The sequence below is a fragment of the Stenotrophomonas sp. Pemsol genome (assembly GCF_003586545.1).
GTDB classification, from domain to species: domain Bacteria; phylum Pseudomonadota; class Gammaproteobacteria; order Xanthomonadales; family Xanthomonadaceae; genus Stenotrophomonas; species Stenotrophomonas sepilia.
The window spans coordinates 4,057,867-4,072,072 of record NZ_CP025780.1 but is presented as its reverse complement, the minus strand read 5'-3'; the positions used below and the strand labels follow the sequence as shown (position 1 = coordinate 4,072,072).

General features: G+C 68.7%; 11 protein-coding genes. 5 read left to right on the top strand and 6 right to left on the bottom strand.

Annotated features, from left to right (window positions below; genetic code table 11):
- Window positions 1-67: 67 nt before the first annotated feature.
- The gene (locus tag PEM_RS18755; RefSeq protein WP_053497987.1) at window positions 68-382 is read left to right on the top strand and encodes an I78 family peptidase inhibitor; all 315 of its coding nucleotides are present in this window, start codon (window positions 68-70) and stop codon (window positions 380-382) included.
- Between the two features lie 40 nt (window positions 383-422).
- Here the strand turns inward: PEM_RS18755 and PEM_RS18750 are convergent, their stop codons facing one another.
- Together PEM_RS18750 and PEM_RS18745 are read right to left on the bottom strand one after the other, a co-directional pair.
- Complete coding sequence (locus PEM_RS18750) at window positions 423-2,414, bottom strand: M56 family metallopeptidase (protein ID WP_111127218.1); 1,992 nt, start codon at window positions 2,412-2,414, stop codon at window positions 423-425.
- A 3-nt stretch (window positions 2,415-2,417) separates the two neighbouring features.
- Window positions 2,418-2,804 carry a BlaI/MecI/CopY family transcriptional regulator gene (locus PEM_RS18745; RefSeq protein ID WP_005421039.1) on the bottom strand — a complete coding sequence of 129 codons (387 nt, stop codon included), beginning with the start codon at window positions 2,802-2,804 and terminating at the stop codon, window positions 2,418-2,420.
- A gap of 188 nt (window positions 2,805-2,992) precedes the next feature.
- Here PEM_RS18745 and PEM_RS18740 point away from each other — a divergent pair, with 188 nt between their 5' ends.
- The gene (locus PEM_RS18740) at window positions 2,993-4,090 is read left to right on the top strand and encodes a serine hydrolase domain-containing protein (RefSeq protein WP_111127254.1); all 1,098 of its coding nucleotides are present in this window, start codon (window positions 2,993-2,995) and stop codon (window positions 4,088-4,090) included.
- On the opposite strand, the gene PEM_RS18735 is transcribed toward PEM_RS18740, so the two are convergent.
- The 3 genes from PEM_RS18735 to PEM_RS18725 form a co-directional block, all read right to left on the bottom strand.
- A complete protein-coding gene (locus PEM_RS18735) occupies window positions 4,049-4,861 on the bottom strand; it encodes a hypothetical protein (protein ID WP_111127220.1) in 813 nt (270 codons plus the stop codon). The genes PEM_RS18740 and PEM_RS18735 overlap by 42 nt on opposite strands.
- A 3-nt stretch (window positions 4,862-4,864) precedes the next feature.
- Complete coding sequence (locus PEM_RS18730; protein WP_111127222.1) at window positions 4,865-6,280, bottom strand: XVIPCD domain-containing protein; 1,416 nt, start codon at window positions 6,278-6,280, stop codon at window positions 4,865-4,867.
- Window positions 6,281-6,391: 111 nt separating this feature from the next.
- The gene (locus PEM_RS18725; RefSeq protein WP_111127224.1) at window positions 6,392-7,498 is read right to left on the bottom strand and encodes an SDR family oxidoreductase; all 1,107 of its coding nucleotides are present in this window, start codon (window positions 7,496-7,498) and stop codon (window positions 6,392-6,394) included.
- Between the two features lie 196 nt (window positions 7,499-7,694).
- Between PEM_RS18725 and PEM_RS18720 the strand changes: the two genes are divergently transcribed.
- Window positions 7,695-8,003 carry a hypothetical protein gene (locus tag PEM_RS18720; protein WP_005421049.1) on the top strand — a complete coding sequence of 103 codons (309 nt, stop codon included), beginning with the start codon at window positions 7,695-7,697 and terminating at the stop codon, window positions 8,001-8,003.
- On the opposite strand, the gene PEM_RS18715 is transcribed toward PEM_RS18720, so the two are convergent.
- On the bottom strand, window positions 7,991-9,049 hold the full coding sequence (locus PEM_RS18715; RefSeq protein WP_053497997.1) for a DNA topoisomerase IB: 1,059 nt from the start codon (window positions 9,047-9,049) through the stop codon (window positions 7,991-7,993). The genes PEM_RS18720 and PEM_RS18715 overlap by 13 nt on opposite strands.
- 111 nt (window positions 9,050-9,160) lie before the next feature.
- Here PEM_RS18715 and PEM_RS18710 point away from each other — a divergent pair, with 111 nt between their 5' ends.
- Window positions 9,161-9,550 (top strand): I78 family peptidase inhibitor, encoded by a 390-nt coding sequence (locus PEM_RS18710; RefSeq protein ID WP_032954733.1) that lies wholly within the window; start codon window positions 9,161-9,163, stop codon window positions 9,548-9,550.
- Window positions 9,551-9,723: 173 nt separating this feature from the next.
- Window positions 9,724-14,178, top strand: coding sequence for a glutamate synthase large subunit (gltB, locus tag PEM_RS18705; RefSeq protein ID WP_111174622.1), 4,455 nt, complete (start codon window positions 9,724-9,726; stop codon window positions 14,176-14,178).
- The last annotated feature ends 28 nt before the right edge of the window (window positions 14,179-14,206 follow it).

Here is a 14,206-nt window from a genome sequence, read left to right as displayed (position 1 = left end):
CGCGTTGACATGCCCTGACGGTGGCAGCGGTGACACTGCCACCACCATCCACGCCTGGAGCCCGACGATGCGCCTCAATCCGCTTGCCCTGCTTGCCATTCTGCCACTGGCGGCCTGCAGTCACGCCGGCGGCAGCACCGCCCCCGATCCCACGCCGGCGCCCGTGGCCGACGCCGCGCACGAATGCAAGCCGGAGGCGCTCGAGGCCTTCACCGGCAAGACGGCTGACGAAGCCACCATCAAGAAGCTGGTGGCCGCCAGCGGCGCGCGCGGTGCACGGGTGGTCAAGCCGGGCATGGCGGTGACCATGGACTTCCGCCAGGACCGCGTGACGGTGCAGGTGGATGCGCAGAACCGGATCGAGCGCGCCAGCTGCGGTTGATCGCCCCAGGGTAGTGCCGGCCGCTGGCCGGCACTACCGATCAGAGTCGCTCGGCCTTACCACTGGCCAGGGCGCGCGCGATCACCTGCTGCGCCTGCTGCGACGCCTGGGCATGCACGCGTGCCTGGCGCTCGCCCAACGCGGCCTGCTGGCTGCCCAGCGCTGCCTGGCGGCTGGCCAGTTCAGACTGCTGGCTGGCCAGGCGCTGCATGTCACGAGTGCGGCCGGACTGCGCGGCCTCGCTGCGGGCTTCCTGCATCGCACGGCGTGCCTCGGCGGCGGCCTCACGTGCCGCCTCGCGGGCAACGGCCACATCGTAGGTCGCGCCCCGCGCCGCCTTTGCCGCTTCCGCCGCCGCCTCGCGGTTGATGTCATGCGCGGCCATCGCACTGCGCGCGGCCTCGGCGGCGATCAGTGCGATGCGGCGCGATTGCTCGCCCTGCAGGCGGCCCATTTCACCCAGCTGCCTGCCGAGTTCGCCCTGCTGGCGACCCAGCACGCTTTGCTGGCGGCCCAGTTCGCTCTGCTGGCGGCCCAGCTCTCCGGCACCGCTGTAGGCACGCTGCAGGCTCTGGATCAGCATCGGGTCACGCACCACGTAGCGCTTGTCACCCTGGCGGAACCACAACGCCGGGCCCTTGCCGAGCTGCCTGCGGGCCACCGTCACGTCGTCCATGCCGCCGTTGGCGAAGGTCGAATCACCATCAACCAGAACGAAGGCCTCCCGGGGCGACCTGCCCAGGTCCAGGCGACCGTAGGTGGTGATGGAGGTGGCGGCCGACGTCGTGCCTTCATCGTCTTCGGCCATGCCCGTGGCGTCGCCGACATCGGCCACATCGGCATCGTCGGGCCCGGTCGCGTCAGCGGGTTCGGCCGGCGCGGCCGGTGCTGCAGGCGCGGCCGGGGCCGCCGGCACGCCCGCGGCGGATGGCGGTGCGGCCGGAGCCTTGGGAGCCTTCGGCGGTGGTGGCGCCACGACCTTGGGTGCCGCCGGTGGCGCGGGCGGTGCCGGCGGTACCGGCGCAGCGACCAGCCGCATCGGCGCCACACCCACCAGTACCACGGCCGCCGTCAACGCCATCGCCAGGATGCGGGGGCAGGCACGGCGTGGCTGCAACGAGAGCAGGCGACGCTTGAGGCTGGTGGCATCCGGTGCGGCACTGGCCACGCCCAGGTGCGGCTGCGGTGCCACCCCCAGCTGCAGCAACAGACGGCCATAGGCCTGGCGGCTGGCAGCGTGCTGGCCCACCACCGCTGCGTCCACCGCTTCTTCGCGCGCTTGTGCATATTCACGCACCGACAGGCGCAGCAGCGGATGGAAGAAGAACAGGTGCTGGGCCAGCGCAGGCAGCAGGCCCCACTGCAGGTCCCGCCGCTGCAGGTGCTGCAGTTCGTGGGTCAGGGCCAGGTCGAGCGCGTCGCCCTGCAGGGCGTTGTCGCCAGCCGGCAACAGCAGCACCGGGCGGAACGGACCGACCAGCTGCGGTGCGTCCACCTGCGTGCTCATCCACAACCGCGGCGCAGGCCGCACACCATGTGCATCGGAAGCCAACTGCAGGGCCTGCACCAACGCCTGGTCCTCGCAGGGATAGGCCGCTGCCAGCAGCGCGCGACAGCGACGCCATTCACCGAAGGTGCGCAGGGCCGTCAACAGCACGCCGGACATCCACAAGCCGGCCAGTGCGATGGCCCACCACGCCACTGCTGGCGTGTCTGCTGCAGGCATCGGCATCGTCGCCAGCAGCTGCGCCGAGGCTTCCGGGGCCAGCGGATAGACCACGTCGGCAGCCGCATCGGTTGCGGTCATCGCCACCGCCTGCGGTGCGGGCAGCCAGGCCAGCTGCAGCGGCTGGCTCCAGAACAGGCCAAGCACGGCCTGCAGCGAGACCAGCCACCACAGGCGGCAGCGGGTCGCCGCCGACAGTGACGGCAGCGCGCGGCACACGCCATATACCAGGGCTACCAGCAGCACGGTCTGCAGGCTGGTCCAGCCCAGCCGTTCCAGCATCGGGATCAGCATCGTGGTGTCCATGGCTCAGCCCTCGTGGCGACGCGATTGGAGTTGGGCGACCAGCGCTTCCAGTTCGGCCAGTTCGTTGTCGCTGACCTTCTGCCGCTGCGACAGATAGGCCACGAACGGCGACACCGAGCCCTGCAGGGTGTTGTCGACAAACTGCGCCACCGCGCCCTGCAGCACGCTCTGCGGGCCGCGGGTGGCCTGGTAGCGGTAGATACCGTCCTGTTGCCGGCGCTGAAGATACCCCTTCGCCCGCAGGCGCTCCATCATCGTCAGCACAGTGGAGCGGGCCAGCCCGCGGGCCTCGCCGTAGCCACTGGCGACCTCGCCGACACTGGCCGGCGCATGTTCATCGATGTACTGCAGCAGGGCCAGTTCCTGGTCCCCGATGGTCTTGCCGCGCATGACACCACTCCCTTGACTACACGTGTCGCCACTGTCAGCTTGACGACAGCTGTAGTCAACCCCCCGGAAGTCACGGGCCGACGAACGGTAGGGCACCGAGCGCTTAAACCTTCGACGCGCTGTCTGCATCCGATTCGCAACGCCCGCTGGAATTCCGCATGTTCCGCCCAACGCTCCGAGTCGTGCTCATGCTCATCAGTGCCCTGCCCTTCGCCGCCGTCTCTGCCAGCCAGGACCAGGCCAACGACCAGACCCGCCGCCTGATCCGCCAGATCATGCTGGAGCAGCGCATCCCCGGGCTGCAGGTCGCGGTGGTCAAGGACGGGCAGATCGTGCTCTACGAAGCCTACGGCCTGGCCAACGTCGAGAACGGCGCGCTTGCCTCGCGGGACACCCGCTTCCCGCTCAATTCGGCCACCAAGGCGTTTACCGGCGTGGCTGCCGCGCAGCTGGCTCAGCAAGGGCAGCTGGATCTGGACGCGCCGGCCTCGCGATATCTGGGTGATCTTCCGCCAGCGTGGAGAGACGTACGCGTACACCAGCTGCTGGCGCATACCTCCGGCCTTCCGGACATCCTTGATGCGAACGGGCTGCTGGGCGGAGGTTCCGAAGCACAGGCATGGGCGGCGGTGACAGCTCGACCGCTGGAAGCGGCGCCTGGGCAGCGCTTCGCCTACAACCAGACCAACTACGTATTGCTGGCACGGATCATCGCGCAGCAATCCGGCATGCCCTACGAACGTTTCCTCGCCACCGGCCAGTTCAGCAGCGCGCGGATGGCCCGCACCACCTTCGGCGACAGCTACGACCTGATTCCGGATGCTGCGACGATGTACAGCCTGGCCCCGCGTGCCACCGACGATGTAGATGCGCCGTCCCGCCTGTCGCATTGGTTCTACGACATACCGCCTTCACTGTGGGCGGGTGGCGGCATCCTCACCACCGCCGACGACACCGCGCGCTGGCTGGTCGCGCTGACCGAAGGCCGCCTGCTGCCGGAGACGGCCCTGCGGCGGATGTGGAGCGTAGAGCGCCTGGCGGATGGCCGTGCCGGCCCGTGGGCGGGTGGCTGGCCCGTGTTGCACGCATCGCCCGACCTTCAGGTGGCCGGTATCGGCGGTGCGCGCTCGGCCTTCGTGGTCTATCCCGAGCGCGGCGTGGCGGTGGTGGTACTGACCAATCTTGTCGGTGCCAATCCACAGCAGTTCATTCCACGCATTGCCGATTTCTATGCGCGCGATGCCTCAACGCCCGGTCACGAACGGGTCGCCCTGGCACGGCAATAGCGGGCTGTCATCGCAGGGCCATAACCCGGCCGGCACGGTCCTGGACACTTCAAAGTGATCCTGGTTCCAGCGCAGGAAACCGCCGTGCATGGCATTGCCATGGTCGAAGCTGCGTGCATCGGCGGTCAGTGGCTGTTCGGGGTCGGCTTCGGCCACCCAACGCAGCACGGGCACTTTGTCCAGCACGCCGATGAAGGCGAACAGATCGCCCGCGCCCTTGTCCTCGTAGGCCGTCATGGTCGCCGCATCGGGCAACCCGGCCTGCGCCAGGATGGATGCGGTGACATCCTGCAGCGGTGCGGCTCCCTGTGCGATGTAGGCGCGCATGCCCGTGGTGGTTGCCGGGCAGCCCTGCAGCTGCACCAGATAGCCGGTGATACCGCCACTGCCGGAGAACGACCGCATCCAATAGCGGAAACGCGGCCCGCTGCGATCAGTAACCATGAAATCCTGCTGGCCATCCTGCGCGGGAATGGAGAGCACCTGCACCTTGCTGGCGCTCTCCACGTTGCACTTCAACTGCGCCAGCACCTGCCTGGCAGGTTCGGGCAAGGTAGCGTAGCGGCCGCCGGGATGGACGCTGCCGGAAGCCTTCGGTAATGCGGGCAGTCCGCGATCCGTGGGAAGGGTCTGCGCAGGCAGGGCCTCCGGTTTCGCGGCCGAGCTGGCAGTGGGCGCCACCGGCGCGACGCGCTCTCCAGCGGGCGCGCAGGCGCTGCAGGCCAGCAGCAGCATCAATGGAACGCTCGGCGTCAGCTGCGATCGGATCATCGATCAACGCCCTCCCATCGCCGGCGCTTCCTGCGTTTGTGCAGGCGCGGCCACGGGTGCCGCCTGTTCGCGCGATTGCTGCTGCAGCTGGCGCAGGCTGGATTCCACCGCGGTGTCGCGCACCTCGGCTGCATTGACCCCTGCGCGCAGCGCCGCAGGATCGCCCGGACTGCCCTGCACCAGGAACAGTGTTTCGCCCGCCGCACGTCCAGCACTGGGATTGCTGGCCACGATCTGGTCGACCCGGGTGATGCCCGCGGCCTTCGCTTCGCGCAGCATCACCAGACTGTAGTCGTCGGCATGCTCGGCGTAGCGTCCACCCAGGGCGTGCAGGCGGGTGCTGATCTGCTGCTGCAGGGCATGGTCGCGATGCTGCGGCTGACGGGGATCGTCGTTGGCCGCGAGCGGCACATCCTGCCCCAGCTCGCGCGCCTGGCCGGGTGCAACCGAGGTCAGCACGTACTGCCAGCGGTTCTGCCCAGGCGTGCCGCGCACCGTCGACACGAAGTCGTCGTACTCGCCGCCGCCGATGGTCTGGCAGCCGGCCGAATCGGTGTTGGACCGGCTGCCGCGATGGATCTTGAAGGTGTCGTTGAGGTCCTGCACGCCCTGGGTATCGCGCGCATCGAACCAGCCGTCGCCATTGCTGTCGCGCTCCACCCGTCCGGTGCCCGCCGTGATTGCATCCTGCGAAGGACGCAGCGCGAACTCATCGGGATGGCCATTGCGTGGATGAGTAGTCGCGCGCATCTCCGTAGTGCCTTCGCCCAGGCGTCCGAGGTCCTTGACCCGGTCGCCGTTGACATCCTCACCCTCGGTCTTGGTGCGTGGCGCCACATTGCCGAAGCCCGGGCTGCGCGGCGTGGTCTTGGCATGACCGTCGTACTGGGCGGTCGGCTCGGTCGTGGCCTGGTTGAACTCGCGCACATGGCCTTGGCCCTGCGCATCCTTCCACAGCACTACGATGCGGTCGTCGTAGACCCCACGCCCACGTGCCTCGGTGGTGCGGTTCTCGTCGCGCAGCCCCAGCACCACGCGGTCCTGCGTCGCCATCGCGTCATTCGCCGCGGTGTTGCCGCGCTGGGCCACGATGCTGCCATAAACGTCGTACTGCTGGGCCTGGCTCAGGCCTGCGGTCTCAGCCGCGTCGGGCATCCGTGGTGGACGCTCCGCGTTGCTCAGACGGTCCAGCATCGGGTTCACCGTCGTCGCATCAGCTGCGGCAACACCTCCGCTGCGCCGCAATGTCTCAAGCTCGGTGGCGGCGCGCACCGACACGTAGCGATCCAGCGCTTCCTGCACCACGGCGCTCTGCCCGTCGTGCAGGGCGTTCAGGCGGGCGGCTGCAGCGCGCGGGTCGTTCTGCCTCAGCAGGGCGACGACTTCGTTGGCCGCCGCATCGATATCCATCTCGGGCATGGTCGTTCCTTGGACGTGATCAGTACGGAGTCAGCCTACCCCAGCCGCCGGCTGGGGCTTTTTGACGCACCGCACACCTTCGCCGCCACGCCGCATTCAGGCAGATCACACTCAGCCCCGTGGCCCGCCCATCACCGGCAGGATCACCCCACTGATGTAACTGGCACAGGCCGGAGAGGCCAGGAACACATACGCCGGCGACAGTTCCTCGGGCTGTGCGGGCCGGCCCATGTCGCTGTCCTTGCCGAACTCCGCCACGTCTTCGGCCTGCTTGTCGGCGGGGTTCAGCGGCGTCCACACCGGCCCCGGCGCCACGCAGTTGACCCGGATGCCGCGCGGCAGCAGCTGGCTGGCCAGCGCCTTGGTGAACGCATGGATCGCGCCCTTGGTGGCCGAGTAGTCGATCAGCGCCTTGCTGCCGAAGATCCCCGTTTCCGAGCCGGTGTTGATGATGCTGGCGCCTTCGCCCATATGCGGCAGTACCGCACGCGCCATCTGGATGTAACCGCCGATGTTGGTCTGCAGGGTTTCCTGCAGGTGCGCATCCTCCAGATCTTCCAGGCGCTCGCAGTGCAGTTGGAACGCGGCGTTGTTGACCAGGATGTCGATGCCGCCGAACGCCTTGGCCACCTGCTTGACGGCCTTGTTGCAGAAACACGGATCGCGCACATCGCCGGCGATCACCACGCAGCGGCCGCCTTCGCGTTCCACGTGCTGGCGGGTGATGTCCGCGTCTTCGGCCTCGTCCAGGTGCAGTACCGCCACATCCGCACCTTCGCGCGCGAACAACACTGCCACCGCACGGCCAATGCCGGAGTCGCCACCGGTGACGATCGCACGCATGCCCTGCAGCTTGCCGCTGCCTTTGTAGTCGGGCGCAAGGAAACGGGGCGCCAGCTCCAGTTCGTGCTCGTGCCCGGGCTTGGCCAGCTGCTGTGCCGGCATCGCCTCCGGCTGCCGGCGTGCGCCGGCCTGGGTGGCGGTCTTCTTCGTTGCCTTCTTGGCCGCGCGGGCGTCCTTGGCCTTCTCCTGGTCCTGCAGGCGCCGCTGCCGTGCAGCGACGCGTGCCGCCCGTGGATCACTGGCGGCTGCCTTGCGGGTTGCGGTCTTCACCACGCGCGGGCGATCAGGGTCGGCGACCGTCTTGGTCGGGGTGCTGCCTTTGCGCACTTTCGGCGATGCCTTACGGCGGGCGGGGGTCTTGCTGGTGGTGGCCATGCAGGTCTCCTCGGGAGGGAAAGGGGCTGCCGGCCAGCGGCCGGCACTACCGGGGGGCGGCCCATGCCGCTCCTGCAGTGTCTCCACCCACGCTGTTGGCGGCGGTGAGCGCGCCGTGTCCACGATGTGCACGGCATTCATTCCGCCACCACGTCTGACGTCGCACCCTGCACGCAATCACACCAGGAGTGCCTCCATGAAACATGCCATCGCCACCGCCGCCGCCTGCTTTGCCCTTGCCGCCTGCAGCAGCACACCGATGGCCCAGGTGCAGCCGATCGACGGTGTGATTTCCGGCCAGTGCCATAGCGACAGGGTGCGCGGCGCGGTGGGCCTGGCCGCCTCGGACGCCACTGTGGCCCGCGCACGCGTGGACAGCGACAGCCTGCACGTGCGGGTCCTGCGCCACGACGGCCCGAGGGTGCCGCCGGCCAGCGAAGGCGGCGACCGCCTGACCATCGAGAAGGGCCGGACCAACAACATCGTTGCGATCTACTGCGGCTGACGACTGCGACTGAGCCGCCGCGCCCGGCGCAGCACTTTCAGCGTGGCCTGCTCCCACTGCCGCGGGCCGCGCAGGCCGGCCAGCGAGGCCAGCTCACCGCGCTCCCAGCCGGCAAACACGCACGGGTCGATGTAGGCCTTGCGGCACACGGCCGGCGTGTTGCCCAGCCGTGCCGCCACTTGGCAGACCACTTCACGCTGCGCCTTGGCCAGCGCGCGCTGGCTGGCCGGTTCCGGCAGTTCGGTGGCGGCCAATGCCTGTACCGCCGCCAGCGTGCCGCCCCAGGTGCGGAAGTCCTTGGCGGTGAAGTCTTCGCCCATCACCTCGCGCAGGTAGTCGTTCACCGCGCCGGAATCCACCGGCTGCAGCGCGCCTTCGTCGTCGCGGTACTGGAACAGCGCCTGTCCGGGCAGCTGCTGGATGCCGCGCACCAGCGTGCCCAGCCGCCGATCGCCCACCACCACCTCGTGCAACTGCCCGGATTTGCCCCGGAAGCGCATGCGCACGCGGCCACCGCGCAGCAGGTCCAGGTGGCGGTTGCGCAGCGTTGTCAGCCCGTAGGATTTGTTTTCCTGTGCATAGCTTTCGTTGCCCACCCGCACCAGGGTGTCGGCCAGCAGGGCCACCACCACCGCAAGCACCTTGTCGCGCGGGAAGCCGGGCTGCTTCAGATCGCGCGACAGCCGCCGCCGCAGCGTGGGCAACGCCTCGCCAAAGGCGATGATGCGGTCGAACTTTCCGGCATCGCGCTCCTTCGCCCAATCGGCATGGTAGCGATACTGCTTGCGTCCACGCGCATCGCGGCCGGTGGCCTGCAGGTGGCCATTGGCGTGGGCGCAGATCCACACGGCGGTATACGCAGGTGGAATCGCCAGCGCACGGATGCGCTGCAGGGTGGCGGCATCGCGAACCGCGTGGCCATCGGCATCGCGGTAACTGAAGCCCTTGCCGGCGCGACGCCGGCTGATGCCTGGCTGGGTGTCATCGACATAGCGCAGGCCGGCCGCGCGCGCGGCCTGTCGTTCGGGGGTAGAGGAGGTTGGCATGACCGCAGTGTCGCTGTCGCGATGCCGCGAACCTGTCGATAACAGAAGACAAACACGTGAGGGTCGGTTCGCCGCTATGCTCGGGCTTTCACAATCCCTTCCGGAGTCATGATGTCGTTCCCGATTCGCGCCCGTTCGCTCTCCGCCCTGCTGCTGCCGGCCGTGCTGGCCCTGACCGCCTGCCAGGCTCCGGCGCTGGATGAACAGGATTCGGCCACGGCCCACGCCCAGCAGGCGGCCGAAGCCGCCAAGGCGCCGGCCGACGAAACCGGCAAGGCCACCGAGGCACCGCCGGTCGGCACCTGCGATGCCAGCCAGGTGCAGAGCCTGGTCGGCCAGGCCTACGCCGACGCGCTGGGCAAGCAGGCGCAGGAAGATGCCGGTGCCCACCAGCTGCGCGTCATGAAGCCCAATGACGTCGCCACCATGGAGTTCCTCGGCGACCGCCTGAACATCGAAGTGGACGACAAGGGCCTGGTCAGCGGCGTGCGCTGCGGCTGAGCCCGACCGCGCGCCGGCACGGGATGCCGGCGCGTTCTGTTGCACCTGCAACCGTGTATTGCGGCGCTGCAGCAACCTGTGATCTAGTCGAGGCATCCGGTGGCCTCACGATGCGCTCCAGGGAATGAGCGGGGACGAGTGTCGCCGCCAACCCTATACGCATCGAGGTAGAGATGGCCCCCCGCAACCGCCAAGGGCTTTACGACCCGCGCTCCGAGCGCGATGCCTGTGGATTTGGCATGGTCGCCCAGCTCGACGATCAACCTTCGCGCCTGTTGGTTGATACCGCCATCGCCGCGCTTTCGCGCATGACCCACCGTGGCGGCGTCGCCGCTGATGGCCTGACCGGCGATGGCTGCGGCCTGCTGCTGCGCCGCCCCGATGCGTTCCTGAAACTGCTGGCCAGTGAAGCCGGTATCGCCGTCGCCGCACGCTTCGCTGCCGGCCTGGTGTTCCTGCCGCACGATGCCGAGGCTGCACACGCCTGCCGCACGCAGCTGCAGGCGCAGGTCGAAGCGGTCGGCTGCAAGGTCGCCGGCTGGCGCGAGGTACCCACCGACGACAGCGTCTGCGGCCAGCTGGCGCGCGACACCCTGCCACGCATCGAGCAGGTGTTCGTCGATGCCGGCGTCGGCCAGGATGATGCCGGCTTCGCGCTGGCGCTGTTCCTGGCCCGTCGCCGCAGCGAACAGCAGCTGCGCGACCATGCCGACTTCTACGTCACCACCCTCACCCCGGATGCGATCAGCTACAAGGGCATGGTGCTGCCGGACAAGCTCAGCCGCTTCTTCCCCGACCTGCAACGCCGCGAACTGGCCTCCAGCGCGATCGTGTTCCACCAGCGCTTCTCCACCAACACGCTGCCGCGCTGGCCGCTGGCGCACCCGTTCCGGATGCTCGCCCACAACGGCGAGATCAACACCATCGAAGGCAACCGTCGCTGGGCGCAGGCGCGCAGCAAGGTGTGGAAGACGCCGCGCTTCGACATCGCCGAATTCGATCCGGTGATCTCCATGCACGGTTCGGATTCGCAGAGCCTGGACAACATGCTGGAGCTGATGGTTGCCGGTGGCATGGAGCTGATCCAGGCGCTGCGCATCCTGGTGCCGCCGGCCACCCAGTCGCTGGAGTTCAAGGACCCCGACCTGGCAGCCTTCTACGAATTCCACGGCCTCAACAGCGAGCCGTGGGACGGCCCGGCCGGCATCGTCGCCTGCGACAGCCGCTATGCGGTTTGTACATTGGACCGCAACGGCCTGCGCCCGGCGCGCTGGATGCTCACCGCCGACCGCCACTTCCTGGTCGCCTCCGAAGCCGGCGTGTGGGAAGTGCCGACCGAGCGCGTGGTGCGCAAGGGCAAGCTCGGCCCCGGCGAAATGGTGGCCATCGACCTCAAGCGCGGCGACCTGCTCGATTCGGACGCGGTGGACCGCATCAACCGCGGTCGCGCGCCGTACAAGCAGTGGCTGCAGCAGGGCGTGACCTACCTGCAGACCGAACTGATCGACCCGTCGCTGGTGGAAGAGCCGTTCGACGAAGCCACCCTGCGCAGCTATCACAAGCTCTACCAGCTCAGCAGCGAGGAAGTGGAACAGGTGCTGCGGCCACTGGCCGAGACCGAGCAGGAAGCCACCGGCTCGATGGGCGACGACACACCGATGGCGGTGCTGAGCCAGCGCAGCCGTCCGCTGTACGACTATTTCCGCCAGGCCTTTGCGCAGGTCACCAACCCGCCGATCGATCCGCTGCGCGAAGACTGCGCGATGTCCCTGTCCACCCAGCTCGGCAAGGAGACCAACATCTTCCATGCCGGCCCGGAGACGGTGAACCACGTCATCCTCAACTCGCCGGTGCTGAGCCAGCGCAAGCTGCGCCAGCTGCTGAAGATGGACCAGTACGTGCAGGCCAACCGCCTGCTTGATCTGTCCTACAGCGAAGACGAGGGCCTGCGTGCCGGCATCGAGCGCATCTGTAGCGAGGCCGAGCAGGCCGCGCGCGAGGGCATGGTGATGCTGCTGCTGTCCGACCGCTACCCGGTGGCCGGTCGGCCGATGGTGCATGCCCTGCTCGCCACCAGCGCCATCCACCACCACCTCTCGCGGCTGGGGCTGCGCTGCGACGTCAATCTGATCGTCGAAACCGGCACCGCGCGCGACCCGCACCACATGGCCTGCCTGCTCGGCTTCGGTGCCACCGCGGTGTATCCGTACCTGGCCTACCAGACCCTGTTCGACCTGGGCCGACGCGGCATCCTCAAGCTCAGCAAGGGCGGCGAGCAGTCGCAGATCGGCCGCCGCTACCGCAAGGGCATCTACAAGGGCCTGTCGAAGATCATCTCGAAGATGGGCATCTGTACGGTGGCAAGCTATCGCGGCGCGCAGCTGTTCGAGATCATCGGCCTGGAACCCGAGGTTGTGGACATGTGCTTCCCGGACACCGCCTCGCGCATCGGCGGCGCGGGCTTCGCGCGCCTGGATGCCGACGCGCGCGAGCTGTGCGCGCAGGCGTGGGACGCGCAGCAGGACGTGGACGTGGGCGGCCTGCTGAAGTACGTGCACGGCGGCGAGTACCACATGTACAACCCGGACGTGGTCACCACCCTGCAGCGCGCGGCGCGCAGCGGCGATCCGCGTGCCTGGCAGCAGTACTGCGATGCGGTGCATGCGCGTCCGCCGTCGGCGCTGCGCGACCTGCTGGAGCTGGTGCCGGCCGCAATGCCGGTGCCGCTGGACGAGGTCGCCCCGGCCAGCGAACTGTTCCCGCGCTTCGATACCGCAGCGATCAGCCTGGGTGCGCTGTCGCCGGAAGCGCACGAGGCGCTGGCGATTGCGATGAACCGCCTGGGTGGCCGCAGCAATTCCGGCGAAGGCGGAGAAGATCCCGCACGCTATGGCACCGCCAAGCGCAGCAAGATCAAGCAGGTGGCCTCGGGCCGCTTCGGCGTCACCGCCGAATACCTGGTCAATGCCGAAGTGCTGCAGATCAAGGTCGCGCAGGGCGCCAAGCCCGGCGAGGGCGGCCAGCTTCCGGGGCACAAGGTCAACGAGCTGATCGCACGCCTGCGCTATGCGCGTCCGGGCATCGGCCTGATTTCGCCGCCACCGCACCACGACATCTATTCGATCGAAGACCTGGCGCAGCTGATCTACGACCTCAAGCAGGTCAACCCGACCGCGCTGGTGTCGGTGAAGCTGGTCAGCCATGCCGGCGTCGGGACGATCGCGGCGGGCGTGGTCAAGGCCGGTGCGGACCTGATCACCATCTCCGGCCATGACGGCGGCACCGGTGCGTCGCCGGTCAGCTCGATCCGCTATGCCGGCGTGCCGTGGGAACTGGGCGTGGCCGAAGCGCATCAGGCGCTGCTGGCCAACGACCTGCGCGGGCGCACCCTGCTGCAGACCGATGGCGGCCTGAAGACCGGCCTGGATGTGGTGAAGGCCGCGCTGCTGGGGGCGGACAGCTTCGGCTTCGGCACCGCGCCGATGATCGTGCTGGGCTGCAAGTACCTGCGCATCTGCCATCTGAACAACTGCGCCACCGGCGTGGCCACCCAGGACGAGCGCCTGCGCGAAAACCACTTCACCGGCCAGCCCGAGCGCGTGGAGAACTTCTTCCGCCTGCTGGCCGAGGAAGTGCGTGGCTGGCTGTCGTACCTGGGCGCGCGTTCGCTGGAAGAGATCGTCGGCCGCACCGACCTGCTGCGGCAGATCGAGGCCGCGCCCCGCGATGGCGTGCGCGTGGACCTGTCGCGCCTGCTGGCCGATGCCCGCTACGAAGGCAGCCACTGCGCCGCCCAGCGCCTGTACGAATCGCCGGACAGCCTGGCCACGCAGATGGATGGGCTGCTGGCCCCGGCTATCGAGCACAAGCGCGGTGGCGAGCACCGCTTCCTGATCCACAACACCGACCGCAGCATCGGCACCCGCCTGGCCGGCGCGGTGGCGCGCGCGCACGGCAACCAGGGCATGGCCGAAGCACCGCTTGAACTGCGCTTCCGCGGCAGCGCCGGGCAGAGCTTCGGTGCCTTCAACGTCGGCGGCCTGCACCTGGAAGTGGAAGGCGAAGCCAACGACTACGTCGGCAAGGGCATGGCCGGAGGCCGGCTGGTGGTGCGTCCGCCGCGTGGCGCCCGCTTCGAGGCACGCAGCACCGCCATCATCGGCAACACCTGCCTGTATGGCGCTACCGGTGGCGAGCTGTTCGCCGCGGGCCGCGCCGGCGAGCGTTTCGCGGTGCGCAATTCGGGCGCGCTGGCAGTGGTGGAAGGTGCCGGTGACCACTGCTGCGAGTACATGACCGACGGCGTGGTGCTGGTGCTGGGCAAGGTCGGGCTGAACTTCGGCGCCGGCTTCACCGGTGGCCTGGCTTACGTGCTGGACGTGGACCGCGATTTCGTCGACCGCTACAACCACGAGCTGATCGACATCCATCGCGTCTCCGCCGAAGGCTTCGAGAACTACCGCCAGCACCTGCACCGCCTGATCGGCCGCCACCGCGAGCTGACCGGCAGCATCTGGGCACAGCAGATCCTGGACGAGTTCCGCGACTACATCGGCAAGTTCTGGCTGGTCAAACCGAAGGCCGCCAGCATCGAATCGCTGACCGAAACCCTGCGACGCGCCGCATAACGGTAGTGCCGGCCGCTGGCCGGCAACC